The sequence below is a fragment of the Streptomyces thermolilacinus SPC6 genome (genome assembly GCF_000478605.2).
In the GTDB taxonomy this organism is placed as follows: domain Bacteria; phylum Actinomycetota; class Actinomycetes; order Streptomycetales; family Streptomycetaceae; genus Streptomyces; species Streptomyces thermolilacinus.
In genome coordinates, this window is record NZ_ASHX02000001.1 from 2,541,883 (window position 1) to 2,567,263 (window position 25,381).

General features: G+C 72.7%; 27 protein-coding genes and 4 tRNA genes. 10 read left to right on the forward strand and 21 right to left on the reverse strand.

Features of this window, described 5'->3' with window-relative positions; genetic code table 11:
- Positions 1-38: 38 nt before the first annotated feature.
- Positions 39-569, reverse strand: coding sequence for a 50S ribosomal protein L10 (gene rplJ, locus J116_RS10665; RefSeq protein WP_023587065.1), 531 nt, complete (start codon positions 567-569; stop codon positions 39-41).
- Positions 570-1,079: 510 nt separating this feature from the next.
- Here rplJ and J116_RS29705 point away from each other — a divergent pair.
- A complete protein-coding gene (locus tag J116_RS29705; protein WP_161492112.1) occupies positions 1,080-1,376 on the forward strand; it encodes a hypothetical protein in 297 nt (98 codons plus the stop codon).
- 862 nt (positions 1,377-2,238) lie between these two features.
- Here the strand turns inward: J116_RS29705 and J116_RS10680 are convergent.
- From J116_RS10680 to J116_RS10705, 6 genes are all read right to left on the reverse strand, one after another.
- Entirely contained in the window at positions 2,239-3,219 is a 981-nt protein-coding gene (locus J116_RS10680) for a hypothetical protein (protein ID WP_023587068.1), read from the reverse strand.
- A gap of 148 nt (positions 3,220-3,367) precedes the next feature.
- The gene (gene rplA / locus J116_RS10685; protein ID WP_023587069.1) at positions 3,368-4,090 is read right to left on the reverse strand and encodes a 50S ribosomal protein L1; all 723 of its coding nucleotides are present in this window, start codon (positions 4,088-4,090) and stop codon (positions 3,368-3,370) included.
- Positions 4,091-4,170: 80 nt separating this feature from the next.
- Positions 4,171-4,605 carry a 50S ribosomal protein L11 gene (gene rplK, locus J116_RS10690; protein ID WP_023587070.1) on the reverse strand — a complete coding sequence of 145 codons (435 nt, stop codon included), beginning with the start codon at positions 4,603-4,605 and terminating at the stop codon, positions 4,171-4,173.
- Between the two features lie 179 nt (positions 4,606-4,784).
- On the reverse strand, positions 4,785-5,666 hold the full coding sequence (gene nusG, locus J116_RS10695) for a transcription termination/antitermination protein NusG (protein WP_023587071.1): 882 nt from the start codon (positions 5,664-5,666) through the stop codon (positions 4,785-4,787).
- 77 nt (positions 5,667-5,743) lie between these two features.
- Positions 5,744-6,031, reverse strand: a complete 288-nt coding sequence (secE, locus tag J116_RS10700; RefSeq protein WP_023587072.1) for a preprotein translocase subunit SecE — start codon at positions 6,029-6,031, stop codon at positions 5,744-5,746.
- A 102-nt stretch (positions 6,032-6,133) separates the two neighbouring features.
- Positions 6,134-6,206 (reverse strand) — tRNA-Trp (locus tag J116_RS10705).
- Between the two features lie 333 nt (positions 6,207-6,539).
- Here J116_RS10705 and J116_RS10710 point away from each other — a divergent pair.
- The gene (locus tag J116_RS10710; protein WP_023587073.1) at positions 6,540-7,766 is read left to right on the forward strand and encodes a pyridoxal phosphate-dependent aminotransferase; all 1,227 of its coding nucleotides are present in this window, start codon (positions 6,540-6,542) and stop codon (positions 7,764-7,766) included.
- Positions 7,767-7,894: 128 nt separating this feature from the next.
- Positions 7,895-8,917, forward strand: a complete 1,023-nt coding sequence (locus J116_RS10715; RefSeq protein ID WP_023587074.1) for an adenosine deaminase — start codon at positions 7,895-7,897, stop codon at positions 8,915-8,917.
- Positions 8,918-9,027: 110 nt separating this feature from the next.
- Here J116_RS10715 and J116_RS10720 read toward each other — a convergent pair whose 3' ends face one another.
- Complete coding sequence (locus J116_RS10720; RefSeq protein WP_023587075.1) at positions 9,028-9,624, reverse strand: TetR/AcrR family transcriptional regulator; 597 nt, start codon at positions 9,622-9,624, stop codon at positions 9,028-9,030.
- A gap of 102 nt (positions 9,625-9,726) precedes the next feature.
- Here J116_RS10720 and J116_RS10725 point away from each other — a divergent pair, with 102 nt between their 5' ends.
- Complete coding sequence (locus J116_RS10725; protein ID WP_023587076.1) at positions 9,727-10,374, forward strand: NAD(P)-dependent oxidoreductase; 648 nt, start codon at positions 9,727-9,729, stop codon at positions 10,372-10,374.
- A 62-nt stretch (positions 10,375-10,436) separates the two neighbouring features.
- Here J116_RS10725 and J116_RS10730 read toward each other — a convergent pair whose 3' ends face one another.
- The 8 genes from J116_RS10730 to J116_RS10765 all read right to left on the reverse strand — a co-directional run bounded on the left by J116_RS10730 (position 10,437) and on the right by J116_RS10765 (position 15,216).
- Complete coding sequence (locus J116_RS10730) at positions 10,437-11,456, reverse strand: hypothetical protein (protein WP_023587077.1); 1,020 nt, start codon at positions 11,454-11,456, stop codon at positions 10,437-10,439.
- Positions 11,453-11,986 carry a SigE family RNA polymerase sigma factor gene (locus J116_RS10735; RefSeq protein ID WP_023587078.1) on the reverse strand — a complete coding sequence of 178 codons (534 nt, stop codon included), beginning with the start codon at positions 11,984-11,986 and terminating at the stop codon, positions 11,453-11,455. Before J116_RS10735 ends, J116_RS10730 begins: the two co-directional genes overlap by 4 nt.
- A gap of 177 nt (positions 11,987-12,163) precedes the next feature.
- Positions 12,164-13,219, reverse strand: coding sequence for a UDP-N-acetylmuramate dehydrogenase (locus tag J116_RS10740; protein WP_023587079.1), 1,056 nt, complete (start codon positions 13,217-13,219; stop codon positions 12,164-12,166).
- Between the two features lie 517 nt (positions 13,220-13,736).
- Positions 13,737-14,165, reverse strand: coding sequence for a MaoC family dehydratase (locus J116_RS10745; protein WP_023587080.1), 429 nt, complete (start codon positions 14,163-14,165; stop codon positions 13,737-13,739).
- 8 nt (positions 14,166-14,173) lie between these two features.
- On the reverse strand, positions 14,174-14,626 hold the full coding sequence (locus J116_RS10750) for a MaoC family dehydratase N-terminal domain-containing protein (RefSeq protein ID WP_023587081.1): 453 nt from the start codon (positions 14,624-14,626) through the stop codon (positions 14,174-14,176).
- Between the two features lie 142 nt (positions 14,627-14,768).
- Positions 14,769-14,933, reverse strand: coding sequence for a 50S ribosomal protein L33 (gene rpmG / locus J116_RS10755; protein WP_003948671.1), 165 nt, complete (start codon positions 14,931-14,933; stop codon positions 14,769-14,771).
- A gap of 89 nt (positions 14,934-15,022) precedes the next feature.
- Positions 15,023-15,095 (reverse strand) — tRNA-Met (locus J116_RS10760).
- Positions 15,096-15,143: 48 nt separating this feature from the next.
- Positions 15,144-15,216, reverse strand: a tRNA-Thr gene (locus J116_RS10765).
- Between the two features lie 477 nt (positions 15,217-15,693).
- Between J116_RS10765 and J116_RS10770 the strand changes: the two genes are divergently transcribed.
- Together J116_RS10770 and J116_RS10775 are read left to right on the forward strand one after the other, a co-directional pair.
- A complete protein-coding gene (locus tag J116_RS10770; protein WP_028963917.1) occupies positions 15,694-16,926 on the forward strand; it encodes an amidohydrolase family protein in 1,233 nt (410 codons plus the stop codon).
- A gap of 34 nt (positions 16,927-16,960) precedes the next feature.
- Complete coding sequence (locus J116_RS10775) at positions 16,961-17,617, forward strand: SDR family oxidoreductase (protein WP_028963918.1); 657 nt, start codon at positions 16,961-16,963, stop codon at positions 17,615-17,617.
- Positions 17,618-18,206: 589 nt separating this feature from the next.
- Here the strand turns inward: J116_RS10775 and J116_RS10780 are convergent.
- Positions 18,207-18,288 (reverse strand) — tRNA-Tyr (locus tag J116_RS10780).
- 192 nt (positions 18,289-18,480) lie between these two features.
- Between J116_RS10780 and J116_RS10785 the strand changes: the two genes are divergently transcribed.
- The 4 genes from J116_RS10785 to J116_RS10800 all read left to right on the forward strand — a co-directional run bounded on the left by J116_RS10785 (position 18,481) and on the right by J116_RS10800 (position 21,718).
- On the forward strand, positions 18,481-18,969 hold the full coding sequence (locus J116_RS10785; RefSeq protein ID WP_023587084.1) for a YajQ family cyclic di-GMP-binding protein: 489 nt from the start codon (positions 18,481-18,483) through the stop codon (positions 18,967-18,969).
- 227 nt (positions 18,970-19,196) lie between these two features.
- Positions 19,197-19,700: a methylated-DNA--[protein]-cysteine S-methyltransferase gene (locus J116_RS10790; protein ID WP_023587085.1), complete on the forward strand. Its 504-nt coding sequence runs from the start codon at positions 19,197-19,199 to the stop codon at positions 19,698-19,700.
- Entirely contained in the window at positions 19,697-20,374 is a 678-nt protein-coding gene (locus tag J116_RS10795) for an alpha-ketoglutarate-dependent dioxygenase AlkB family protein (protein WP_023587086.1), read from the forward strand. The genes J116_RS10790 and J116_RS10795 overlap by 4 nt, the downstream gene beginning before the upstream one ends.
- A gap of 87 nt (positions 20,375-20,461) precedes the next feature.
- Positions 20,462-21,718 (forward strand): APC family permease, encoded by a 1,257-nt coding sequence (locus J116_RS10800; RefSeq protein WP_051203469.1) that lies wholly within the window; start codon positions 20,462-20,464, stop codon positions 21,716-21,718.
- 65 nt (positions 21,719-21,783) lie between these two features.
- On the opposite strand, the gene J116_RS10805 is transcribed toward J116_RS10800, so the two are convergent.
- The 4 genes from J116_RS10805 to J116_RS10820 all read right to left on the reverse strand — a co-directional run bounded on the left by J116_RS10805 (position 21,784) and on the right by J116_RS10820 (position 25,373).
- Positions 21,784-22,335, reverse strand: a complete 552-nt coding sequence (locus J116_RS10805) for an SMI1/KNR4 family protein (protein WP_023587088.1) — start codon at positions 22,333-22,335, stop codon at positions 21,784-21,786.
- Between the two features lie 53 nt (positions 22,336-22,388).
- Positions 22,389-22,784, reverse strand: a complete 396-nt coding sequence (locus J116_RS10810) for a YccF domain-containing protein (protein WP_023587089.1) — start codon at positions 22,782-22,784, stop codon at positions 22,389-22,391.
- The gene (gene htpX, locus J116_RS10815; protein ID WP_023587090.1) at positions 22,781-23,644 is read right to left on the reverse strand and encodes a zinc metalloprotease HtpX; all 864 of its coding nucleotides are present in this window, start codon (positions 23,642-23,644) and stop codon (positions 22,781-22,783) included. The genes J116_RS10810 and htpX overlap by 4 nt, the downstream gene beginning before the upstream one ends.
- Positions 23,645-23,837: 193 nt before the next feature.
- Positions 23,838-25,373: an NADH-quinone oxidoreductase subunit N gene (locus J116_RS10820; protein ID WP_037947390.1), complete on the reverse strand. Its 1,536-nt coding sequence runs from the start codon at positions 25,371-25,373 to the stop codon at positions 23,838-23,840.
- Positions 25,374-25,381: the final 8 nt, after the last annotated feature.

A 25,381-nucleotide genomic window follows, 5' to 3' on the forward strand; every position in this document is an offset into this window, starting at 1 on the left:
CCGACGCCGGTCAGGCGGCGGTCAATGTGCGAGCCGAATTACTCGGCACCGCCCTGCTCGGCCTGCTTGGCGCGCAGCGCGTCCACGGTGCGGACGAGCTTCGACGGGAGCGCCTGGAAGAGCGCGGCAGCCTGGGACTGCTTGCCCTTCATGGCGCCCGCCAGCTTGGCGAGCAGAACCTCGCGGGACTCGAGGTCCGCAAGCTTCTTGATCTCATCGGCGGACAGCGCCTTGCCGTCAAGGACACCGCCCTTGATGATCAGGTTCGGGTTGTCCTTGGCGAAGTCACGAAGACCCTTCGCCGACTCCACCGGGTCACCGGTGATGAAGGCGACCGCCGTCGGACCAGTGAACTGGTCGTCCAGCGACGTGATCCCGGCCTCGTTGGCCGCAATCTTGGTCAGCGTGTTCTTCACCACGGCGTACTGGGCGTTCTCACCGAGCGAACGGCGCAGCTGCTTGAGCTGTGCCACGGTGAGACCGCGGTACTCGGTCAGCACGGCGGCGTTCGAGCTGCGGAACTTGTCCGTCAGCTCGGCAACCGCAGCAGACTTGTCGGGCCTCGCCATGAGCCTCGGCCTCCTTCCGGGTGATTCGGACCGCGATGGCTGAAGGAAGGAGACTGGGCAAAACGAAACGCCCCGGCGCAGGCGCACGGGGCGTGACTCGACCGGACGGCATGCCCGGGAGTACATCCACAGTCACCTACGCGGGCCGTCCGCAGCTAGCGGAATCCTTCGGCGGCTGAACCCCTTCGGGCACAACTACGACCAGCGGTCTTTGGCTTCTGTGGAAGCGTACGGGACCGGACAGCCGTCAAGCAAATCGACCAGAAGCCCCCGATCCGCCCGTCCCCGCACTCGGCGGTACCAGGCCCGAATCGAGCGGAAGGCCCAAGGCCGGCCGGCCCCGACCTCCGACCGCCCCAAGCCGCGAACCAGGCAGAGCCCCAGGCCCGTCCTGCCCCGCTTCGGGTGGGTCCCGAGCCTGTCCTTGCGACCGGACAGCCCACGACACGGTAGTCCGCCGAGGCACTCCCGAGCCGGGCTCATTGCGCGGGGCAGCGCGAGTCGCTGGGCATGCTCTCTGCCCGTCAGGGCCTGGCCCGTCAGGGCCTGGCCCGTCAGGGCCTGGCCCGTCAGGGCCTGGCCCGTCAGGGCCTGGCCCGTCAGGGCCTGGCCCGTCAGGGCCTGGCCCGTCAGGGCCTGGCCCGTCAGGGCCTGGCCCGTCAGGGCCTGGCCCGTCAGGGCCTGGCCCGTCAGGGCCTGGCCCGTCAGGGCCTGGCCCGTCAGGGCCTGGCCCGTCAGGGCCTGGCCCGTCAGGGCCTGGCCCGTCAGGGCCTGGCCCGTCACGCCCGGGCCCGGATCGCGCGCTAAATCAGGCGGAGGCTCAGGCCCGTGGCCCGGATCGGGGCCAAGTCCTGGATCGAGCGGAGGCCCTGGTCACGCCCAGAGCCCGGCTCGGGCCGGGGCACGGGGCAACGACCAGGACTGTGGCCACGGGACATGCCCCCCCGTCCGTCAGGGGCGGGCCCGTCACGCCCGGGGCCCGGATTGGCCGGGAGGCCTGGATCGGGCGGAGGCCCGGTCATGCCCGAGCCCGGGTCGGGCGGAGGCGCGGGGCAGCGCCCAGGCCAGAGCCGCGGCGCGTGCCCAGGGCCCGGAGCAGGCCGGGCGCCTGCATCAGGCGAAGACAAGGGCCCGAACGCGCTCGCAGCACACCCGGGACCGGGTCAGGCCCAGGACCAGGTCGAGCACGAGGATCAAACCAGGACGGAGGCCCATCAGGCCGGGCCCGAATCGAGCGGCAGGCGCAGGCCGGCCCGGACCCGGGTCGTGCCCGGCGCCCGACAGGCCCGAGGCCTGGATCGGGCGGAGGCCGGGGCCCGGGTCAATCACCGAGCCCCGCTCAGGCTGGGGCACGGGGCAACGACCAGGGCAGTGGTGCGCGGCAACGCCCAGGCGGCCGAGGCTCGGGACATGCACTGCGCCCGACAGGGCCGGGGCTCTGATTGAGCGGGAGGCCGAGGTCGGACGGAGGCCCGGTCAGGCCGGGACCGAATCGGTGGCGGCCCGGGTCGTGCCCCAGCCCGGCTCGGGCTGGGGCATGACGGGCAGCGTCCAGGACAGAGGCGCGGAGCTTGCCCGGGGCCCGGCTCGGGGGCGTTGGAGTGGGGCCGCGTCCAGGCAGAGGCGTCCGTCGGCCGGGGTCCGGGGCCGGTCGGGGCCCGGGGGTGGATCAGGCGGTGGCGCCCTCGGCGCCTTCCGGGTCCTTCATCGACTCGGAGAGCTTCTCCATCATCTCCATGAAGTCGAAGGTCTTCGCCGGCGGCGGGGCCTGGACGGCGGCCTTGGTGCCGTAGTCCGAGTACGTCGCGGACATCTGGATCTTTCCGGCGGGCGTCTGCATGCCGACGTCCATCTTCACCGGGTAGCCGTCCTTGTTGACCCAGACCTCCGTGTCGTACGAGGTCAGGCCGCCCTGCTTCATCTTGGCGACCATCTCGTCGCGCTGCTTCTGGGAGAGCACGGACAGCGACTTGTTGGCGGCGAGCATCTCCTCGACGGTCAGCGAGCCCTTGTAGTGCTGCGCCTCGACACCGTCGATCTTCTCCGGGCCGATGTGCTTGAGGTTCGGCGAGTCGAGCAGCAGGGCCAGCTGCTTGGCCGGGTCCTGGTTCATGTTGTCCAGGCCGCCCGTGAGCTGCTTCTGGACCGCGGCGTCACCGGACTTGGCCGCAAGCGCCTTGAAGTCGAGCTTGAGCCACTCCTTGCCGTCCAGGTCCGCCGACGCCTTGTCGCCCATGTGCATGTACATGATCTCGTTGACCATGATCATGCGCATCGTGTCGGGGCCGTCCCCCTGGGCGCCCAGCACGCTGGAGCCCTTCATGGTGATGTCCATCATGCCGGGCTCCCAGCCCATCACGCCGCTCATCTCCATGGTGCCGGCCTCACCGGCCGCTCCCGCGGCACCCGCGGGCACGGTCATGGTCATCCGCACCTTGGCGGACTTGGCGGCGGCCGTCTTCTCGTACGCCGTCTGGATCACCTGGAGCGCCGAGGACCACTGCGGCTCGGCGGCCGGCGCGTCCGCGGCCTTCTTCGGGTCGTCCTTGCCCTCGCTCTTGCCGTCGCCGCTCTGGCAGCCCGCCAGGGCCGCCAGCACCGCCACGGCGACCGTCGAGACTCCCAGGCGCCTGCGTACGGACACCTTCATGGCCCACCCCCACAACACATACGTGCGATCTTCGGTTCACTCGAACGCTAACCCATGCCACTGACACCCTCGCACGAAATAAAACCGGCCCCCGCTCCTCCGGAGAGGTGCGGGGGCCGGTTTCGGACAACCGTGCGAGCCGTCAGGCTCAGACCGCGGCCGGGTCCTCCTCGACGAGGAGGTTGCGGGTGCGGTTGGCGTCCAGCGGGATGCCAGGGCCCATGGTCGTGGAAAGGGTCGCCTTCTTGATGTAGCGGCCCTTCGCGGCGGACGGCTTCAGACGGAGGATCTCCTCCAGCGCGGCCGCGTAGTTCTCCACCAGCTTGGTCTCGTCGAAGGAGACCTTGCCGATGATGAAGTGCAGGTTCGCGTGCTTGTCGACACGGAACTCGATCTTGCCGCCCTTGATGTCCGTCACGGCCTTGGCGACGTCCATCGTGACCGTGCCGGTCTTCGGGTTCGGCATCAGACCACGGGGGCCGAGGACGCGGCCGAGGCGGCCGACCTTGCCCATGAGGTCCGGGGTGGCGACGACGGCGTCGAAGTCCAGACGCCCCTTCGCGACCTCGTCGATCAGTTCGTCGGAGCCGACGATGTCGGCGCCAGCGGCTTCCGCGGCCGCAGCACGGTCACCGGTCGCGAAGACCAGGACCCGGGCGGTCTTGCCGGTGCCGTGCGGAAGGTTCACGGTGCCGCGGACCATCTGGTCGGCCTTGCGCGGGTCGACGCCCAGGCGGAAGGCGACCTCGACGGTGCCGTCGAACTTGGTGGTGGCGGTGTCCTTGGCGAGACGGACGGCCTCGAGGGGGGCGTAGTTACGCTCCCGGTCGACCTTGGCGTCCGCGCCGCGGAGAGCCTTGCTGCGCTTCAACTTCTTCTCCTGAGTTCGGGTGTGGAGTCGTGGTCCGGGCCAGCGCGTGGCCCTTCCACAAGAGGACTGACGGGGGCTGTTCAGCCCTCGACCGTGATGCCCATGGAACGGGCGGTGCCGGCGATGATCTTCTCGGCGGCGTCCAGGTCGTTCGCGTTGAGGTCGGGCATCTTGGTGGTGGCGATCTCGCGGACCTGGGCGCTCGTCAGCTTCGCGACCTTGGTCTTGTGCGGCTCGCCGGAGCCCTTCTCCACACCCGCGGCCTTCAGGATCATCCGCGACGCCGGGGGCGTCTTGGTGATGAAGGTGAAGGAGCGGTCCTCGTAGACCGTGATCTCCACGGGGATGACCCAGCCACGCTGCGACTCGGTCGCGGCGTTGTAGGCCTTGCAGAACTCCATGATGTTGACGCCGTGCTGACCCAGCGCGGGGCCGACCGGCGGGGCCGGGTTGGCGGCGCCGGCCTGGATCTGGAGCTTGATAAGCCCCGTGACCTTCTTCTTCTTGGGAGGCATAGCTCTCTCCGGGTCCTAGTGAGAGTGTTCGGCCGCCATCCGATGTCGTACGACATCATCCGGATGGAGGCATACCGCACAACGATAACGGGTATGGCTGCGCGTCCAAAAACCGAGCAGGTCAGAGGGCGGAAGACGCCACTCTGACCTGCCCGAGGACTGAACGAGAACCGACGGTGTCAGTTCTTCTGGATCTGGTCGAAGCTGAGCTCGACCGGGGTCTCGCGACCGAAGATCTCGACGAGGCCCTTGACCTTCTTCGAGTCGGCGTTGATCTCGTTGATCGTCGCCTGGAGCGTCGCGAACGGGCCGTCGGTGACGGTGACGGAGTCGCCGACCTCGAAGTCCAGGACCTGGACCTCGACCTTGCGGGCGGGCGCCGGCTTGCCCTCGGCCTCGGCGGCCTCGCGGGCGGCCTTCTCCTCGGCCTCCGGGGCGAGCATCTTGACGATCTCGTCCAGCGTCAGCGGGTACGGGTCGTAGGCGTTGCCCACGAAGCCGGTGACGCCGGGGGTGTTGCGCACGACGCCCCAGGACTCGTTCGTCAGGTCCATGCGGACGAGCACGTAGCCGGGCAGCTTGTTCTGCCGGACGTTCTTGCGCTCGCCGTTCTTGATCTGGACGATCTCTTCCTCGGGGACCTCGGCCTGGTAGATGAAGTCCTCGACGTTCAGCGAGACGGCGCGCTGCTCCAGGTTGGCCTTCACGCGCTTCTCGTAGCCCGCGTAGGTGTGGATCACGTACCACTCGCCGGGGAGGCCGCGCAGCTCCTCGCGGAGCGCGGCGACGGGGTCGACGGGCGCGGCCGGCTCGGCCTCCTCGTCACCCTCGGTCTCGTCCTCGTCCGCGGCCTCGGTCTCGTCCTCGGCGGCCTCGGCGTCCTGCGCGTCGTCCTCGGTGTCCGCGTCCTCGGCGGTCTCGTCGTCCTCGTCGCGGACGGTCTCGACGTCCTCGGTCGCCTCGCCGACAGCGGCGTCCGCAGCTTCCGCCTGGTCCTCGTCGGCCGCCTCGACGACGTCGAGCTCGTCCTGGGCGGACTCGTTCAGGTTCGGGTCAGACACGGTGGCTGCTTCTTCCTGGATACAGATGGGGTGGAACATGCGAAAAGGGGCGCCGGGGTGGGCGCCCTCCGCAGGAATCAGCCGAAGACGTACTTGACTGCTTCCTTGAAGCCGTAGTCGATGCCGGTCACCATGCCGATCATGATGACTACGAAGATGATCACAACCGTCGTGTACGTGGTCAGCTGGTTACGAGTGGGCCAGACGACCTTGCGCAGCTCGGCGACGATCTGACGGTAGAAGAGCGCGAGACGGCCCAGCGGGCCCTTCTTGGCGCGCTTGCCGCCCTTGCGGCCCTTCTTCTTCGACTCCGGCGCTTCGTCCTCAGCATCAGGCATGTCGATGGAGCCTACGGCGTCCGTCACGTCTCTCACCTGATTCCGGGTCGGCCGTGCCGCGCCCGGGTGGAGCCGCACGGCGGTGCAATGAAGTACATACCTGCGCACACATCCTGGCGGTGTGTGTAGCAGGGCCGGAGGGACTTGAACCCCCAACCGCTGGTTTTGGAGACCAGTGCTCTACCAATTGAGCTACGACCCTTTGTGGTTCTCCCCCAACCTACCGCATCCGAAGTGGTGCTCATCGGCGTGGTTGGTGAGGGCCAACGAGCAGAGAGTGTACGTGGTCAGGGCCGCCGCGTCGAACAGATAGCCCCGGCCGACTTCGCGCCGCCTTCCGGGACCGCCGCTTCCGGCCGCCGACGGGCCCCTCCCCCGGCGCCTTCCCCGACCCCTCGCCCGGCCGGCGCCCCGGCCCCCGTGCGGAGCCTCCGCGGCCGCTTCCCCGGCCGCTCGGGGAACAGGTGTCCGAGCCCGTGTCCGCTGGGCGAAACCCGTGCGCCCGGCCTCCGCGCGGTCTGGGACGATGGGCCGTATGAGCGCTGCAACTCCTCCGACCGAGCGCCGGGTCTCCGCCCGCATCGGCGCGATCTCCGAGTCCGCGACCCTCGCCGTCGACGCCAAGGCCAAGGCCCTCAAGGCCGCCGGGCGCCCGGTGATCGGCTTCGGCGCGGGCGAGCCCGACTTCCCGACGCCCGACTACATCGTCGAGGCGGCCGTGGAGGCCTGCCGCAACCCGAAGTACCACCGCTACACGCCGGCCGGCGGCCTGCCCGAGCTGAAGGCCGCCATCGCCGCGAAGACGCTGCGGGACTCCGGGTACGAGGTGGACCCCTCCCAGATCCTCGTCACCAACGGCGGCAAGCAGGCGATCTACGAGGCGTTCGCCGCGATCCTCGACCCGGGCGACGAGGTCATCGTCCCGGCCCCGTACTGGACGACGTACCCGGAGTCGATCCGGCTCGCGGGCGGCGTGCCGGTGGAGGTCGTCGCCGACGAGACCACCGGGTACCGCGTCTCCGTGGAGCAGCTGGAGGCGGCCCGTACGGAGCGCACCAAGGTCGTCCTGTTCGTGTCGCCGTCCAACCCGACGGGCGCCGTCTACACGCGCGAGGACGCCGAGGCGATCGGCCGCTGGGCGGTCGAGCACGGCCTGTGGGTGCTGACGGACGAGATCTACGAGCACCTCGTGTACGGCGACGCGACGTTCACCTCGCTGCCGGCGCTCGTGCCCGAGCTGCGCGACAAGTGCGTCGTGGTGAACGGCGTGGCGAAGACGTACGCGATGACGGGCTGGCGCGTCGGGTGGATCGTCGGCCCGAAGGACGTGGTGAAGGCCGCGACGAACCTCCAGTCGCACGCCACGTCCAACGTGTCGAACGTCGCCCAGGTGGCCGCGCTCGCCGCCGTCTCGGGGAACCTGGACGCGGTCGCGGAGATGCGCACGGCGTTCGACCGGCGCCGCCAGACGATCGTGCGGATGCTGAACGAGATCGACGGCGTGGTCTGCCCGACGCCGGAGGGCGCGTTCTACGCGTACCCGTCGGTGAAGGGGCTGCTCGGCAAGGACATCCGGGGCAAGCGCCCGCAGACGTCCGTGGAGCTGGCGGCGCTGATCCTGGACGAGGCCGAGGTCGCCGTCGTACCGGGTGAGGCGTTCGGTACGCCGGGCTACCTGCGGCTGTCCTACGCGCTGGGCGACGAGGACCTGGTCGAGGGCGTGTCGCGGATGCAGAAGCTGCTGGCGGAGGCGCGCGACTGACCTGGTTGGTATCAGGGACCTGTGCGGGCCCGGCCGAGCTCTTGGCCGGGCCCGTTCTTTCGTTCCCGGGGGTACCCGTTCGGCGAAAGGGGCTGTTTCGGGGCGCCGGTCTGCGGCAGGATCCACGAATGGAGCACGTCCGCGATCTGAAACTGCTGCCGAAGGCCCATCTGCATCTGCACTTCACGGGCTCGATGCGGCCGTCCACCCTGCTGGAGCTGGCCGACAAGTACGGCGTCCACCTGCCCGACGCGCTGACCGGCGGGGAGCCGCCGGACCTGCGGGCCACCGACGAGCGCGGCTGGTTCCGGTTCCAGCGGCTGTACGACATCGCCCGGTCGTGCCTGCGGGAGCCGGACGACATCCGGCGCCTGGTGCTGGAGGCCGCCGAGGAGGACGTACGGGACGGGTCGGGGTGGCTGGAGATCCAGGTGGACCCCACCTCGTACGCGCCGAGACTGGGCGGTCTCATCCCGGCGCTGGAGATCATCCTGGACGCGGTGCACGCGGCCTCGCGGGACACGGGCCTGGGGATCAGGGTCGTCGTGGCGGCCAACCGGATGAAGCACCCGCTGGACGCGCGCACGCTGGCCCGGCTGGCGGTGCGGTACGCGGACCGGGGCGTGGTCGGGTTCGGACTGTCGAACGACGAGCGGCGCGGGATGGCGCGGGACTTCGACCGGGCGTTCGCGATCGCGCGGGAGGGCGGGCTGCTGGCCGCGCCGCACGGCGGTGAGCTGACGGGCCCGGCGTCCGTACGGGACTGCTTGGACGATCTGCGGGCGGCGCGCATCGGGCACGGCGTACGGGCGGTGGAGGACCCGCGGCTGCTGCGGCGGCTCGCCGACAAGGGCGTGACCTGCGAGGTGTGCCCGGCGTCGAACGTGGCGCTCGGGGTGTACGAGAAGCCCGAGCACGTACCGCTGCGGACGTTGTTCGACGCGGGCGTGCCGTTGGCGCTGGGGGCGGACGACCCGCTGCTGTTCGGGGCGCGGCTGGCGGACCAGTACGAGATCGCGCGGCGCCACCACGGCTTCACGGACGCCGAGCTGGCGGAGCTGGCGCGGCAGTCGGTGCTGGGGTCGGTGGCGCCGGAGGACATCCGCGCGAAGCTGCTGTCCGGGATCGACGCGTGGCTGGCCCAGGGGTGAGCGGCGCGGGGCCGTACGGCAGGGGCGGGCGGGGCTGAGCGGCGCGACGCTGTGCCGGTTGGCGGGGCTGGGCGGCGCCGCGCCCTGCCGGGTGGCGGGGTGGCGGGCGGTCAGGCGATGCCGGTGAGCAGGGTGCGGGCGAGGGCGGCGGCGAAGGTGTCCACGTCCTGCGGAGGCTCCTTGCCGACGGTCGCGTCGTAGGCGAAGGCGCGCTGGGCGCAGGCGCCGAGGAGCAGGGACGCGGCGGCGAAGGTGTCGGCGCCGGGGCTGATGCGGCCGGCGTCGCGCTCGACGCGGAGGTAGGCGTCGAGGGCCTCGATGGGGGTGTGCGGGCCGGTGCCCATGTCCCGCATGGCCTGGTAGTGGCGGGCCTTGAGCCGGGTCTCGGCGTACAGCGACGCGGCGATCGGGAAGCTCTCGGCGTAGAAGAGGGCGGCCTGGCTGGCGATCTCGGTGAGGTTCCGCTCGACGCTGCGGCCGTCGGCGCCCGGGTCGGCGGCGAGCCGGTCGATGAGGGGGCCCAGCGTGGGGAGGCGCTCCCGCAGGACGGCGGCGAACAGCTCCTCCTTGCTCGCGTAGTACTTGTAGAGCGCCGCCTCGGAGCACTCGGCCGCCCTGGCGATCTCCTTGGTCGTGGTGCGGGCGAGGCCGACCGTGCGCCACAGGTCGTGGGCGGCGTCGAGGATCCGTTCCCGTGCGGGCTTCATGGGCGGCTCCGGGCTTGCGCTTGACGGTGAGTGTGTACTCACCCACCCTAGTGGTGAGTGAACGCTCACCACCACCCTCCGCACGCGCTCCGGGAGGACGCCATGAGGATCACCGTGTTCGGCGCGACGGGCGGCATCGGCCGCGAGATCGTCCGCCAGGCCCTGGACGCGGGCCACCACGTCACGGCGGTGGTCCGCGACCCGTCCCGGCTGCCCGCGCGGGCCGAGCGGCACAACGGCCGACTGGAGGTCGTCACGGCGGCGCACATGGACGACCCGGAGGCGCTGCGGCCCGCCGTGGCGGGGCGGGACGCGGTCCTGTCGGGGCTGGGGCCGCGCGCCCGCGCCCAGGTGGGCATCGCCTCGTCGCTGACCCGGGCGGTGCTGCGGGCGATGGAGGCGGAGGGGGCGCGGCGGTTCCTCGCGGTGAGCGCCGCGCCGCTGGGTCCCGTACCGGAGGGCGAGACGCTGGCGCTGCGGCTGATGACGCCGGTCGTGTCGCGGGTCCTGCGGCCGCACTACGACGACCTGCGGGACATGGAGGCGGCGATGCGCGAGAGCGGCACGGACTGGACGGCGGTGCGCCCGCCGCGACTGGTGGACACGCCGCTGACGGGGCGGTACCGGACGGTGCTGGACGGCAACCCGCGCGGCGGCGCCAGGATCGCGCGGGCCGATGTGGCCCACGCGATGCTGGCGCTGACGACGGACCCGGCGACGGTGCGGCGCGCGGTGGGGGTGGCGTACTAGCCGGGGGCTGTACTGGCGGGGGCGTACTGGCGGTGGGCGTACTGGCGGGGCGTCAGGGCGTACTAGCGGGCCGTGTCGCGCGCGATGTGCTCCAGCGTGGCGAGCGTGTCGGTGCAGCGGCTCCGGTACGTGTCGTCGCCCCGGTCCACGGGGCGGTACGCCGAGACGTCGGCGCCCGGCTCGGTCAGCGGGTTCTCCGTCGTCACCTGGAGCCGTCCGTCGACGGTGCGGGCGTACGCGGCGATCGGCAGGCGGTGCGGCAGGGACAGGAGCGCCCCCGGCGGGAACGGGGCGTCGGCCTCCCACAGCCGCCCGGCGAAGGCGACGTACCGCCGGTCGCAGGCCGTCGGCCAGTCGAACGCGTACACGACGCCTTCCTCGGGCTTCGCGGGGCCGACCGTCGCGGCGGGCGTGTCGGAGTACCGGCGGGGGGGCTCCTGGACCAGGCACGGCGGCGTCGTGCCTTCAAGTGGCCGGAAGACGATCCCGCGCGGGCCGGGCCCTTCGGACTCGAAGACGGCCGTGGGCGCCTGGCCGGGCGCGGTCGCCAGGCGCATGAAGCCGCGGGCGCGGTCCGTGACCCATGAGGCCGCCCGGTCGACGGCGGGTGCCTCCCACACGCGCCCGCCGAAGACGGCGTACCGCATGCCGCAGACCGCCGACAGGTCGTAGCGGTAGCGGACGTGGGGCACGGGGTCGCGGCGCGGCCCGGAGTCCAGGGCGCCGCCCTCGGCGGACGGGGGCCGCGGGAGATGGACCCCGCCGGGCGCGGCGGTGGCCATCAGGTCGTCCGGGCCGCCCGTACGGGAGGCCGGGGCGGACCCCTCGGTGGCCGTCGCGGACCGCTCGGCGGCTGTTGTCGGGGCGTCGTCGGGCCCCGAGGCCGTCCAGCGCAACCCCAGCACCGAACCGGCCGCCACCAGCGTCGTCGCCGCCCCGGCGGCCAGCGCGCGCCTCCGGTGGCGGGTGCGGCGGCCGCGGGCGACCAGCGCGCCGGTCGGCGGCGGCGCCTCGGCCGTGCCGTCGTCGTCCGCGAGCGCCCGCAGGCCCCGCCGCAGCTCGTCCTCGTCGTGGTGGTTCATCGCGTGCCCCTTCCCGCGTAACCGGCGAGGGCGCCCGTGGCCCGCAGCCGCTCCAAGGCCCTGTTGGTCCGGCTCTTGACCGTCCCGGGCGAACAGCCGAGCAGCTCGGCCGTCTCCTCCACCGACAGGTCCTCGTAGAAGCGGAGCACCACCACGGCACGCTGGGCTCGCGGCAGGGCGCGCAGGGCGCGGGCCAGCTCCAGCCGCGTGTCGGCGCCGCCCGCCATGTCCCCGCCGTCCGCCACGGCCGCGCCCTCGCCGCCGGGGTGGGCGGTCTCGGTGTGCCAGCGGCGGCGCCGCCAGGTCGCGTACAGGTTGACGACGACCTTGCGCGCGTACGCCTGCGGGGACGCCCAGCTGCCGGACCTGCCCCAGCGGAGGTAGACCTTGACCAGCGCGGCCTGCACGAGGTCCTCGGCGGCATGCCGGTCACCCGTGAGGAGGCGGGCGGTGCGCAGCAGCGACGCGTACGACGCCTCGGTGAACTCCGTGAAGTCCTGATCGTGCGCCGTGGCCATGCCCGTCGTCACCGGTGATCCCCTCGACCAGCGTGTGGTGGTCCCGGTCCGTGTCCCGAGGCACCCTGTCACCCACTCGACAACTTGGGGGATCGGCGGGGTTCCGTCTTTTTCGCGGCAGCGGGCCACGGGCCCTGCTCGGGGGCCGGGGGGCCGGGGCCTGAGGTCCCGGCCCCGGGCCCCGACGGGTCAGAGACTGACGCCGACCGTCACCGGCTCGTTGACCAGCGTGACGCCGAACGCGTCCCGCACCCCGGCGACGACCTCGCGGGCGAGGGCGAGGAGGTCCTCGGTGGTGGCGTCGCCCCGGTTGGTGAGGGCGAGGGTGTGCTTGGTGGAGATGCGGGCGGGCCCGGTGCCGTATCCCTTGGTGAACCCGGCCTTGTCGATCAGCCAAGCCGCCGACGTCTTGGTCCTGCCCTCCCCCGCCGGGTAGGCGGGCGGGGCCGTGTCGGGGCCGAGGCGGTCGCGTACGCGGTCGAGGAAGGCGGCGTACTCGGCGTCGTCGAGGATCGGGTTGGTGAAGAACGACCCGGCGGACCAGGTGTCGTGGTCGTCGGGGTCGAGGACCATGCCCTTGCCCGCGCGCAGGTCCAGGACGGCCTCGCGGGCGGCGGCCACGGGGACGCGGTCGCCGGGCTCGACGCCGAGGGCGCGGGCGGTCTCCGCGTACCGGATGGGGGCGCTCATCCCCCCGGCGTCCTCCAGCTCGAACCGGACGCGCAGGACGACGAACCGGTCGGGGTCGGCCTTGAAACGGCTGTGCCGGTACGCGAAGGCGCAGTCGGCGCCGGTGAGGGTGACGGTCTCCTCGGCGCGGCGGTCGTACGCCACCACCTCGGTGAGCGTGGTGGCGACCTCCTGGCCGTACGCGCCGACGTTCTGGATCGGGGTGGCGCCGGCCGAGCCGGGGATGCCCGCCAGGCACTCGACACCGGCGAGCCCGGCCTCGACCGTGCGGGCGACGGCGTCGGTCCACACCTCGCCCGCCGCGAGCTCCAGCCGCGTGCCGTCCAGGACGAAGCCGCTGGTGGCGACGCGCAGGGCGGTGCCGTCGAAGCCCTTGTCGCCGATGACCAGGTTGGACCCGCCGCCGATGATCAGCAGCGGCGTACCGGCCCGGTCGGCCTCGCGCACGGCGGCGACGACCTCGTCGTCCGTACGGGCCGTGATCAGCCGCTGGGCGGGGCCCCCGAGCCGGAACGTGGTCAGCGGGGCGAGCGGAGCGTCATGAGTAACCTGCACCCGCCCAGCCTACGGTGCGCCACCGACAGCACCGGGACGGGCGCGGGCGCGGGGTGCGGGTGCGGGCGCCGGGTGGGGGGTGCGGGTTGGGTGCGGGGCGCCGGGTGCGGGCGGGGGGTGCGGGGTGAGTGCCGGGTGCTGGTGGTTGCCGGTGCGGCGGCGGCAGATCCCGGGGTCACCCGGCCGCGTGCGCCCGGCGGTGGACGGCCACCGCGCTGGCGAATGGCGGGGCCTCACGGCCGAGTACCCGGCGACAGGCGGCAGGCGGCAGGCGGCAGGGGCAGCCCGGCGGCCGCGCCGGGCGGTGGAGGCTGACGGGCGACAGGGCCCACCGCCGCGAGGTGTCCGCCCACCAGGCCAGGGCCGGGTGCCCGATCCCGCCGCCGGACGAACGGCAGACGACGGCAGCCCGGCCACGTACCCGGTGGCGGATGGCGGGAGCCACACCCGGCCGCGCGCCCTGCGGCGGACGGCCCCGGCGGCGGACGGCCCGCCGTCGGGGCGGCTGCGCGCGGGCTCAGGCGAGCTGGACCACCGCGCGGGACATGCCCAGGACCTTCTGGCCGTCGCTCATGGCTGTCAGGTCCACGCGGACGCGGCGGTCGTCGAGCTTGGCGGCGACCTTGCCGGTGACCTGGATCAGCGCGCCCTGGTCGTCGTTCGGTACGACGACCGGCTTGGTGAAGCGGACGCCGTACTCGACCACCGCGCCGGGGTCGCCCGCCCAGTCGGTGACGACGCGCGCGGCCTCGGCCATGGTGAACATGCCGTGGGCGATGACGTCGGGCAGGCCGACCTCGCGGGCGAACTTCTCGTTCCAGTGGATGGGGTTGAAGTCGCCGGACGCGCCCGCGTACTGCACGAGCGTGGCGCGCGTCACGGGGAATTCCCTCGCCGGCAGTTCCGTGCCGACCTCGACCTCGTCGAAAGAGACCTTCGCGGTCATGGTGTTCCTCACGCCTCCTCTGCCGCGCGCGCCACGAGCTTCGTCCACGCGGTCACGACGTGCTCACCGGCCTCGTCGTGGACCTCGCCGCGGATGTCGACGATGTCGTTGCCCGCGAGCGACTTGACCGCCTCGATGGTGGACGTGACCGTCAGCCGGTCCCCGGCCCGCACGGGCCTGCTGTACGCGAATTTCTGGTCGCCGTGCACGACCCGGCTGTAGTCGAGCCCGAGCTGCGGATCGGCGACCACCTGACCGGCCGCCTTGAACGTGATGGCGAACACAAAAGTCGGCGGGGCGATCACATCGGGGTATCCGAGCGCTTTCGCGGCCTCCGTGTCGGTGAAGACCGGGTTCGCGTCACCGATGGCCTCGGCGAACTCGCGGATCTTTTCCCGGCCGACCTCGTACGGCGCGGTGGGCGGATAAGTCCGCCCGACGAAGGACTGGTCGAGCGCCATGTACCGGTACCTCCTGTTGTCCTGGCTCTGTGGGCTGTGGCGGGTGTTGCTGTGTGCTGCTGGGAGCGTGCTGTGCCCTGCTGGGGTGCGGAAACGACACGAGGCCGCCCCCGGTGGGGACGGCCTCGTGTACGAGCCTGTTTCAGCGCGTTTCGCGGTGCGCGGTGTGCGCGTTGCAACGCGGGCAGTGCTTCTTCATCTCAAGACGGTCCGGGTTGTTACGCCGGTTCTTCTTGGTGATGTAGTTCCGCTCCTTGCACTCCACGCAGGCCAGCGTGATCTTCGGGCGGACGTCGGTGGCAGCCACGTGAGTGCTCCTTGACGGACGGATGGACGGATGGAACGCAGAAAAGAGTAGCCGATCGAAGGACCGACCCCACAATCGGCTACTGGGAGTAGCGGTGACCGGACTTGAACCGGTGACACAGCGATTATGAGCCGCTTGCTCTACCGACTGAGCTACACCGCTTTGATGTATGGATCACCTCACCCGAAGGTGAGGATCTCCCCACACCAGAGCCCCAATACGGAATCGAACCGTAGACCTTCTCCTTACCATGGAGACGCTCTGCCGACTGAGCTATTGGGGCGAGCGATGAAGACATTACACGGTCTGCGGCCGTTCACCCAAATCCGTTCCCGAGGGGTCGCGGACCGCCCCTGAACCGCCCCCGGGGCAAGCCCTCCACGAGCCAATGATCCGCCGCCGACGGGCACGGGGCGGGGCGCTGGTACGGAGCGATCCGGCGCGGTTCGGCGCGGCACGAGGACGCTCGTACGGAGCGGTTCGGCGCGGTTCGGCACGACTCGCGGTCGGGCCGTACGGCACCAGCGGGCGCCGCGCGAACGCCGCTGGCGCCGTCCCTCCGTACGCCCTCCCGCGCACGCGCGCCCCACGCCCGGTACGACTATTGCGCTCCTCCTCGAAGCCCGGACGGCGGCGGCCTAGGCTCGGCTCACGCCGCCGCGCGATCTTGCCGAGGGCCGCCCCCGCCCCCGGCTCCGCCCCGCCGCCAGCACCGCCCCTCCCCTTCCCCACCCCCCTTCCGCGACCTCCCAGGAGCCCGATGTCCTCCGACAGCCAGCAGCCGCGGCCGCCCGAGGGCGCCACCACCGACACGACCGCACTGCTGCTGTGCGGCGCCCGCCTCGTGGACGGGCGGACCGTGGACGTACGGCTCAGCGGCGGGCGCATCGAGGCCGTCGGCACGCCCGGCAGCCTGGGCGCGCACGGCACCCGGGTGGACCTCACCGGGTACCTGCTGCTGCCCGCCCCGGCCGAGCCACACGCCCACGCCGACACGGCGCTCAGCGAAGACGTGGCGGGCCCCGTCTCGTACGCCGCCGACGACGTGCAGCGGCGGGCCACGGAGGCGGCGCTGCTTCAGCTGGGCCACGGGGCGACGGCGCTGCGCGCGCACGTGCGGATCGGGGACGTACAGGGGCTGGCGGCGCTGGAGGCGGTACTGCAAGCGCGGCGTTCGCTGCGGGGGCTGGCCGACCTGACGACGGTGGCGGTGCCGCGGCTGCTGACGGGCGTGGCCGGGGCGGACGGGCTGGCGATGCTGCGGGACGCGGTGAAGATGGGCGCGTCGGTGGTGGGCGGCCGCCCGGACCTGGACCCGGACCCGGCGGGGTACGCGGAGGCGGTGCTGGAGGTCGCGGCGGAGCACGGCTGCCCCGTGGACCTGCACACGGACGGTGACGACCCGGCGCGGCTCGCGCGGCTGGCGGCGATGGCGGGCGGGCTGCGGCCGGGGGTGGCGATCGGCCCGTGCGGGGCGCTGGGGCGGCTGCCGGCGGACGCCCGGACGCGCGTGGCGGACCGGCTGGCGGCGGCCGGGGTGACGGTGACGTGCCTGCCGCAGGGCGGATGCGCGGGTACGGAGGTGCGGGGCGTGGCGCCGGTGCGGCTGCTGCGGTCGGCGGGGGTGCGGATCGCGGCGGGCAGCGGTGCGCTGCGGGACGTGGCGAACCCGGTGGGGCGCGGTGATCCGCTGGAGGCGGCGTACCTGCTCGTGTCGCAGGGCGGGTTGCGGCCCGCGGAGGCGTACGGGGCGGTGAGCGAGGTGGCGCGGGAGGCGATGGGGCTGCCGCCGGTGCGGGTGGAGGCGGGGTTCCCGGCGGAGCTGCTGGCGGTGCGCGGGGAGCGGCTGGCGGGGGTGCTGTCGCTGGCGTACAGCCGGATCGTGGTGCACCGGGGGCGGGTGGTGGCACGTACGAGCGCGGTGCGGGAGTACTGCGACTCGGCGGCGGCGCTGGAACTGCCCCGGCAGGCCCGGCCGGACGCCCGTCCGTGAGCGCTACGCGCGCGTGGGCCGTACGGTCGTGAGCATGCGCATTGTCATCGCTGGAGGACACGGCCGGATCGCGCGGCGCCTGGAGCGCCTGCTGACAGCGGCCGGACACGAGGTCGCGGGCATCATCCGGAAGCTGGAGCAGTCGGCCGCGGTGCGGGAGGCGGGCGCCGAACCGGTGGTGCTGGACATGGAGTCGGCGTCCCTGGAGATGGTCGCCGCGGTACTGCAAGGGGCGGACGCGGCGGTCTTCGCGGCGGGCGCGGGGCCGGGGAGCGGGGCGGCCCGCAAGGACACGGTGGACCGGGACGCGGCGATCCTGTTCGCCGACGCGGCGGAGCGTGCGGGGGTGCGGCGGCACCTGGTCGTGTCGTCGATGGGCGCCGACCCGGAGCACAAGGGCGACGAGGTGTTCGACGCGTACCTGCGGGCGAAGGGCGCGGCGGACGCGCACGTGCGCGGCAAGGACTCGCTGGACTGGACGATCCTGCGCCCCGGCATGCTGACGGACGACGCGGGCACGGGCCTGGTCCGCCTGGAGGCCTCGACGGGCCGCGGACCGATCCCCCGCGACGACGTGGCAGCGGTCCTCGCCGAGCTCCTGGACACCCCGGCGACAGCGGGCCTCACCCTCGAACTCGTCTCGGGCAACACCCCGATCCCGGTGGCGGTGCGCGGCGTGGCGGGCAACTGAGCCCCGGCTGGCCGCCGTTGCCGCTCACACCGCGGCGGCGTCGCCCACGCACTGACGGAGCGTGGCGCGCTGTCGGTGGCGCCGGGAGGCCTGCTGACGCCCTGTCGGGCGCGGGGGACGCGACGACGGCGGAGGAGCCGTACACACGACCGCCGGGGCGCCGGTACGGCGAGGTCTGCGAACGGGCGCCAGGAGGTGTTCAGTCCGTCCGCACAGGAATCGCAGCCGTCCGAGCGGCCGCATGATCTTCGTCACGCCGCCGTCTCGACGTGGCTCAGCTCCGGGGTGGAGCCCGCCCGGCGCCCCAACGGGCCGGGGGCTCGCTCGTCATCCTCCTCCGTGCGTGCGCGAAGTCCTGGAGGGCGGCGACGCTGCGGCGAACGCCAAGATCTCCGCCCGGCTGAACCAGCGCCGCGTCGGCGCCAGCGGTGGGGATCTGCGCGGCCCGGGCCCGCCCGCGCACCGCGCACTCAACCTGGTGGAGGGGGGTGTCGAGCGGGACAGGGCGAGGCAGTCGGGGCTTCGCCCTGCCATCACAGCGAAACGGCCCCTGATCGCGTTTCCGCAGATCAGGGGCCGTTTCATCGCGTGGCGGCGCCAGGATTCGAACCTGGGTAGGCTAAGCCGACGGATTTACAGTCCGCTCCCATTGGCCACTCGGGCACACCGCCATGGGATGTCGCCTTGAGCGGCCCCCTTTCGGCGGTGCTCGCTGGCAACGACGTAAACAATACCTGATCCCCAGGGGTGGTTCGCCACCGGATTTGATCAGCGCTGGGGGTGGGTGGGGGTGGCTAGGCTTGGGGTGGCGGTCGGCGCTGGGCCGCCGCTCACCCACCACCCGAGGCAAGGAGCCACAGGACATGGCCGACTCCAGTTTCGACATCGTCTCGAAGGTCGAGCGGCAGGAGGTCGACAACGCCCTCAACCAGGCGGCGAAGGAGATCTCCCAGCGCTACGACTTCAAGAACGTCGGGGCGTCGATCTCCTGGTCCGGCGACAAGATCCTGATGCAGGCGAACTCCGAGGACCGGGTCAAGGCGATCCTCGACGTGTTCGAGTCCAAGCTGGTGAAGCGGGGCATCTCGCTGAAGTCGCTGGACGCCGGCGAGCCGCAGCTGTCCGGCAAGGAGTACAAGATCTTCGCGACGATCCAGGAGGGCATCTCCCAGGAGAACGCCAAGAAGGTCGCCAAGATCATCCGCGATGAGGGCCCCAAGGGTGTCAAGGCGCAGGTGCAGGGCGAGGAGCTGCGGGTCAGCTCCAAGAGCCGGGACGACCTGCAGGCCGTGATCGCGCTGCTGAAGGGCAAGGACTTCGACTTCGCGCTGCAGTTCGTGAACTACCGCTGACCCTGTCGGCGGGCGGGACGGGGGCGGACGCGGCCTTGGTGGCCGGTCCGCCCCCGCCCCGTCGGTGCCCCGCCTCGTCGGTGCCCCGCCTCGTCGGTGCCCCGCCTCGTCGGTGCCCCGCCCCGTCGGTGCCCCGCCTCGTCGGTGCGCGCGCGTGAGTGACTCGTCGGTGCCTTGTGTCGGATTTTCGCCAGCGGCGGGTGGGCGGCGGGGTCCAGACTGGGGGCATGACGGTGTACGCGCGGGTCGATGGACCGCTGGGCAGCATGTTGTTGGTGGGCGAGGAGACCTCGGACGGGTCCGCGGCGCTGGCGTCGCTGTCGCTCCCGGAGCAGAGGGGCGCGGTCACGGTGCGGGACGGGTGGCGGCACGCACCCGAGGCGTTCACGCACGTCGCGGAGCAGCTGGCGGACTACTTCGCCGGGCGGGTGAAGGACTTCGACGTTCCGCTGGCGGCGGGTGAGGCGGGCACGCCGTTCCAGCGGAAGGTGTGGCGGGCCCTGGAGGAGATCCCGTACGGCGAGACCGCCTCGTACGGCCAGATCGCGGCGCGCGTCGGGGTGTCGGGGGCCGGCGTGCGGGCCGTGGGGACGGCCATCGGGCGCAATCCGCTGCTGGTCGTGCGGCCCTGCCACCGGGTGATCGGGGCGGACGGATCGCTGCGAGGGTACGCGGCGGGGCCGCAGCGCAAGGAGCTGCTGCTCGGCCTGGAGGGTGCGCTCGTACGGTGACGGACGCGCTGTTCCCGTTGGGCCGCGGGCGCGCGGAGGTCGCGCCCGGGGCGGTGCACGTGCCGGGATGGCTGTCCCTGGAGCGGCAGCGGGAGCTGGTCGAGGCGTGCCGGGCGTGGGCGCGGGGGCCGGTGCCGATCCGGCACACGGTGCTGCCGGGCGGTGGGGTGATGTCGGTGCGCACCGTGTGCCTGGGCTGGCACTGGCTGCCGTACCGGTACTCGCGGACCGCCGACGACGTGAACGGGGCGCCCGTCGCGCCGTTCCCCGGCTGGCTCGCGGACCTGGGGCGGGAGGCCGTCGCCGCCGCGTACGGGGAGGATGGCGGCTACCGGCCCGACGCGGCGCTGATCAACTTCTATGACGGGGACGCCCGCATGGGCATGCACCAGGACCGTGAGGAGCGGTCGGGTGCTCCCGTCGTGTCGCTGAGCATCGGGGACGCGTGTGTCTTCCGCTTCGGCAACACGGAGGGGCGGGGGCGCCCGTACACCGATGTGCGGCTGGAGTCGGGCGATCTGTTCGTCTTCGGCGGGCCGTCGCGGTTCGCGTACCACGGGGTGCCGAAGGTGTACGCGGGCACGGGCGACCCGGCGGTGGGGCTTCGTGCCGGGCGGCTCAACATCACGCTGCGGGAGACGGGGATCGGTCAGGGCGGTTCCCTCCGTTCGTGACCGACGCCGCCCGGTGTCGGGCCGTGTCGGCGGGCCGGGCGCCCGGCGGGCGCGGGCGGGGTGGTGCGCGTCAGTAGGGTGCGGCGCATGGCAGAGACTTTGCGGCGGTCGCTCGGGGTGTTCGACGCGGTCGTGATCGGGCTGGGCTCGATGGTGGGTGCCGGGATCTTCGCGGCGCTGGGCCCGGCCGCGGGGGCCGCCGGGAGCTGGCTCCTGGTCGGACTGGCCCTGGCCGGTGCGGTCGCGTACTGCAACGCGATGGCGTCGGCCCGGCTGGCCGCGCGCTACCCGGCGTCCGGCGGCACCTATGTGTACGGGCGTGAGCGGCTGGGTCCTTTCTGGGGGTACCTGGCGGGCTGGGCGTTCATCGTCGGCAAGACGGCGTCGTGCGCGGCGATGGCGCTGACCGTGGGGGCGTACGTGTGGCCGGGGCAGGCGCACGCGGTTGCGGTGGCGGCCGTGGTGGCGCTGACGGCGGTGAACTACGGCGGTGTGCAGAAGTCGGCGCTGGTGACGCGGTCGATCGTGGCGGTGGTTCTGGCGGTGCTGGCGGCCGTGGTGGTCTCCTCGCTGGGGTCGGGCGCGGCGGACGCCGGGCGGCTGGAGCTGGGGGGTGACGCCTCGCCCGGCGGGGTGTTGCAGGCGGCGGGGCTGCTGTTCTTCGCGTTCGCCGGGTACGCGCGGATCGCGACGCTCGGCGAGGAGGTCAGGGACCCGGAGCGGACGATCCCCCGCGCGATCCCGCTGGCGCTGGGCATCGCGCTGGTCGTGTACGCGTGCGTGGCGGTCTCCGTTCTGTCGGTGCTGGGCTCCGGGCGGCTGGCCGAGGCGACGGCTCCGCTCGCGGAGGCGATGAGGGCGGCCGGGGTCGAGTGGATGGTTCCGGTGGTGCGGGTGGGCGCCGCGGTGGCGGCGCTCGGTTCGCTGCTGGCGCTGATCCTCGGCGTGTCGCGGACGACGCTGGCGATGGCGAGGGACGGTCATCTGCCGCGCACGCTCGCCGCGGTCCACCCGAGGTTCCGGGTGCCGCACCATGCCGAGCTGGTGGTGGGGCTGGTCGTCGCGGTGGTGGCGGCGACCGCCGATCTGCGGGGCGCCATCGGGTTCTCGTCGTTCGGAGTGCTGGTGTACTACGCGATCGCCAACGCGTCGGCGTGGACGCTGGTGTCGCGGCTGTCGTCGGTGCGGGTCCTGGCGGTCTGCGGTCTGGCGGGCTGCCTGGTGCTGGCCTTCTCGCTGCCGCTGTCGTCGGTCCTGGCGGGCGCGGGTGTGCTGGCGGCGGGCGCGGTGCTCTACGCCGTGCGCGGCGGCTCCGGGGGGGAGCAGCAGGGGCGGGAGCGGTAGGGGCCGTCGGCCCGCTGTGTGGCGGACCGGCCGACGGGTGGCGTGCACCGGCGTCGGCCGGACGGTCATGTGCGTGCGGGCGCCGACCGCGCGCGGTGGTCCGGCCAGGGGGCCAGGTCTCCGGCGAACTCCTCGTCGTCGGCGAACCACCCCGTACCGTCCAGCCACGCCGTGAACCAGGCGGTGAGGCTCGGTGCCAGGACGTACCAGGCCTGGTCGACATCGCCCGGGTTCGGCTCGAACAACAGCACCGTGCCGTCCCGCGTCCGGCAGTCCACACAGGCCAACATGGCGCAGCCCAGGTCGGCCATGGGAAGTACGCCCTCCGGCCATGGCCATGCGGCGTCCTCTGCGAGGCCCGTCCTCCGCAGGGCGTCGTAGCGGGCGACGGCGCGGCGCAGGGGGAAGAGGCCGTAGTCGGGGCCGAAGCCGCCGTCAGCGACCGTCGTGTGGAGGGCCGCGAGGAGTGGCGGGAGCCGGAAGCCGAGCGTGGACTCGGCGGCGTCGATGTCGGCCGGGCCGACGGGTGGAGGGATGCGGCGGGGCCGGGCCGTCCAGGGGTGGGCGGGGGTGGCGGCGGCCACGATACGCGACAGTGACTCTGTGTAATCATTCATGTGCCCATCATGGACCACGTCACTGACAGTCGCCCCGGCCTGTGGAAACTCCGCTACCAGCGGTCGGTGAAGGGCCGGTCGGAGGGCACGATCTCCTTGCCGAGGGGCAGCAGGGACACCGGGATCAGCTTGAAGTTGGCGATGCCGAGCGGGATGCCGATGATCGTGACGCACTGGGCGATGCCGGTGACGATGTGGCCGAGCGCCAGCCACCAGCCCGCGAGGAGCAGCCACAGGACGTTGCCGACGAAGGACGCACCGCCCGCGCCCCGGCGGTCCACGACCGTGCGGCCGAACGGCCAGAGCGCGTACCCGCCGATGCGGAACGCGGCCAGGCCGAACGGGATGCCGATGACGGTCACGCACAGCAGGACACCCGCGACCAGGTAGCCGAGGAACAGCCACAGGCCGGCGAGTATCAGCCAGATGATGTTGAGAATCGTCTTCACGGTCGATGACCTGCCATCTGTTCGAGTCGGGCGATTCGTTCCGCCATCGGCGGGTGGGTGGAGAACATCCGGGCCATGCCCTGGCCCGGCCGGAACGGGTTGGCGATCATCATGTGGCTGGCCGTCTCGATGCGCGGCTCGGGCGGCAGCGGCAGCCGCTGCGTGCCCGCCTCCAGCTTGCGCAGGGCGCTGGCCAGGGCCAGCGGGTCGCCGGTGAGCCGCGCGCCGGAGGCGTCCGCCTCGTACTCGCGGGACCGGCTGACGGCCAGCTGGATGACCGAGGCGGCGATGGGGCCCAGGATCATGATCAGCAGCATGCCGAGGAGGCCGGGGCCCTCGTCGTCGTCGGACCGGCCTACGGGGATGAGCCAGGCGAAGTTCACCAGGAACACGATCACGGACGCGAGGGCCCCGGCGACCGACGAGATGAGGATGTCCCGGCTGTAGACATGGCTCAGCTCGTGCCCGATGACGCCGCGCAGCTCGCGCTCGTCGAGGAGCCGGAGGATGCCCTCCGTGCAGCACACCGCGGCGTTGCGCGGGTTGCGGCCGGTCGCGAAGGCGTTGGGGGCCTGCGTGGGTGAGATGTACAGGCGCGGCATCGGCTGCCGGGCCTGCGTGGACAGCTCGCGGACCATCCGGTACAGCTGCGGTGCCTCGAACTCGCTGACGGGGCGGGCACGCATCGCGCGCAGGGCCAGCTTGTCGCTGTTCCAGTACGCGTACGCGTTGGTCCCGAGGGCGACGAGGACGGCGACGACCAGGCCCGTGCGCCCGAAGAAACTGCCGATCAGGATGATCAGCGCGGACAGTCCTCCGAGGAGTACGGCGGTCCTGAGCCCGTTGTGCCGGCGGTGCACGGTACGCCCTCCAAGTGGTGCGGCAGGGGAACCCTTCGCTGATGTTGCTCCACTCTCCAGTGGACCCTCCCGTACTGGTCAACGCCAGGCGGAGGTGGCGGGTTCCCTGCCGCGCGCCGGGCCGGGCGCTGAGCCGTTCGGGTGAAGCGGCGGGGGCGGGTGAGGGGCCGGGCTCGGGAGGCGGGCCCGGCCGTCAGAAGAGGGTGCTCGCCGCGAAGCGGAGGACCCACTGGGGGTAGCCGGACAGCAGCACACCGGCGACGGCGGTCAGCGCGATGGTGACCGTCACGGGGGCGGGCGCCCGGTGCCGTACGGCGGGGACCTGCTCGGCGGCGCCCTCCGGGGCGCGGAACAGGATGGCAGTCCAGCGCAGGTAGTAGTACAGGGCGACGACCACGTTCACGCCCATGATGACGGCGAGCCAGCCGAGACCCGCGTCGACGGCTGCGGCGAAGACGACGACCTTGGCGAACAGGCCGATGATGCCGGGCGGCAGACCGGCCAGGCACAGCAGGAAGAACGCCATGGCAAGGGCGGTGACCGGCCGGGTGGCGTACAGGCCCCGGTAGTCCGCGATCCGGTTCGCCGGGTGCGTACGGGCGACGAGCGCGGCGACGGCGAAGGCGCCCAGGTTCACCACGGCGTACATCAGGGCGTACGCGACGGTCGCGCCGATCTGGAGGTCGCTGGAGTACGCGGCGGCGGCGATCGGCACCAGCAGGTACCCGGCCTGGCCGACGGACGACCAGGCGAGGAGGCGGACGGCGCTGCACGCGCGCGTGGGGACCTGCCGCAGCGCGGCGACGTTGCCGACGGTCATGGTGAGCGCGGCGAGCACGGCGAGCGCCGGGCCCCACACGTCCGCGTACGACGGGAAGGCCACGACCGTCACGAGGATGAGGCCGGTGAAGCCGACGGCCTTGCCGACGACGGACAGGTACGCGGCGACGGGCAGCGGCGCGCCGACGTACGTGTCGGGCACCCAGAAGTGGAACGGCGCGGCGGCTGTCTTGAACGCGAAGCCGACCAGGGTGAGGGCGACCCCCGCCTTGGCGAGGGTGCCGAGCTGGGCGGGGACGTCGTCGAGCTGCTGGGCGATCTCCGTGAGGTGGAGGGTGCCCGTGGAGGCGTAGACGAAGCTGACGCCGAGGAGGGTGACGGCGGTCGCGGTGACGGAGGAGAGGAAGAACTTCAGGGCCGCTTCGCCGGACATGCGGTCCCCGCGCTTGAGGCCGACGAGGGCGAAGGCGGGGAGGGAGGCGACCTCCAGGGCGACGACGAGGGTGGCGAGGTCGCGGGACGCGGGCAGCAGGGCGGCGCCCGCGGCGGAGGCCAGCAGCAGGAACCAGAACTCGCCCGCGGGCAGCTTCTCCTTGGTGTCCGTGACGGACAGCAGGGCGGTGAGAAGCGCGCCGCCGAGGACCAGGAGCTGGATGGCGAGGGTGAAGTGGTCGGCGGTGTAGCTGCACGCGTCGGGGTCCTGCGTGAGGCAGAACGTCGCGCGGTCACCGGCGCTGAGCGGCAGGAGCGCGAGCAGCGCGGCGGCGAGACCCGCGGTGGCCGTCCAGGCGAGCAGCGGTTTGCGGGCCTGCGGGAGGAACAGGTCGGCGACGAGGACGGCCAGGGCGACGACGGCGGCGATGGTCGGCGGGGCGATGGCGGCCCAGTCCACGGCCTGTACGAGGTCGCCCTGTACGGGCGCGGCGGCCAGGGCGGTGGGGGCGGTCATGGCGGGGG

Coding starts and splice junctions, on each gene's coding strand:
- J116_RS10725 (WP_023587076.1), top strand. CDS start 9,727: ATGAGGATCACCGTGTTCGGCGCGACGGGCGGCATCGGCCGCGAGATC.
- J116_RS10785 (WP_023587084.1), top strand. CDS start 18,481: ATGGCCGACTCCAGTTTCGACATCGTCTCGAAGGTCGAGCGGCAGGAG.
- J116_RS10790 (WP_023587085.1), top strand. CDS start 19,197: ATGACGGTGTACGCGCGGGTCGATGGACCGCTGGGCAGCATGTTGTTG.
- rplJ (WP_023587065.1), bottom strand. CDS start 569: ATGGCGAGGCCCGACAAGTCTGCTGCGGTTGCCGAGCTGACGGACAAG.
- J116_RS10715 (WP_023587074.1), top strand. CDS start 7,895: ATGGAGCACGTCCGCGATCTGAAACTGCTGCCGAAGGCCCATCTGCAT.
- J116_RS10820 (WP_037947390.1), bottom strand. CDS start 25,373: ATGACCGCCCCCACCGCCCTGGCCGCCGCGCCCGTACAGGGCGACCTC.
- J116_RS10745 (WP_023587080.1), bottom strand. CDS start 14,165: ATGACCGCGAAGGTCTCTTTCGACGAGGTCGAGGTCGGCACGGAACTG.
- J116_RS10730 (WP_023587077.1), bottom strand. CDS start 11,456: ATGAACCACCACGACGAGGACGAGCTGCGGCGGGGCCTGCGGGCGCTC.
- J116_RS10775 (WP_028963918.1), top strand. CDS start 16,961: ATGCGCATTGTCATCGCTGGAGGACACGGCCGGATCGCGCGGCGCCTG.
- J116_RS10805 (WP_023587088.1), bottom strand. CDS start 22,335: ATGAATGATTACACAGAGTCACTGTCGCGTATCGTGGCCGCCGCCACC.
- J116_RS10750 (WP_023587081.1), bottom strand. CDS start 14,626: ATGGCGCTCGACCAGTCCTTCGTCGGGCGGACTTATCCGCCCACCGCG.
- J116_RS10680 (WP_023587068.1), bottom strand. CDS start 3,219: ATGAAGGTGTCCGTACGCAGGCGCCTGGGAGTCTCGACGGTCGCCGTG.
- J116_RS10720 (WP_023587075.1), bottom strand. CDS start 9,624: ATGAAGCCCGCACGGGAACGGATCCTCGACGCCGCCCACGACCTGTGG.
- J116_RS10770 (WP_028963917.1), top strand. CDS start 15,694: ATGTCCTCCGACAGCCAGCAGCCGCGGCCGCCCGAGGGCGCCACCACC.
- J116_RS29705 (WP_161492112.1), top strand. CDS start 1,080: ATGCTCTCTGCCCGTCAGGGCCTGGCCCGTCAGGGCCTGGCCCGTCAG.
- J116_RS10710 (WP_023587073.1), top strand. CDS start 6,540: ATGAGCGCTGCAACTCCTCCGACCGAGCGCCGGGTCTCCGCCCGCATC.
- rplK (WP_023587070.1), bottom strand. CDS start 4,605: ATGCCTCCCAAGAAGAAGAAGGTCACGGGGCTTATCAAGCTCCAGATC.
- J116_RS10800 (WP_051203469.1), top strand. CDS start 20,462: ATGGCAGAGACTTTGCGGCGGTCGCTCGGGGTGTTCGACGCGGTCGTG.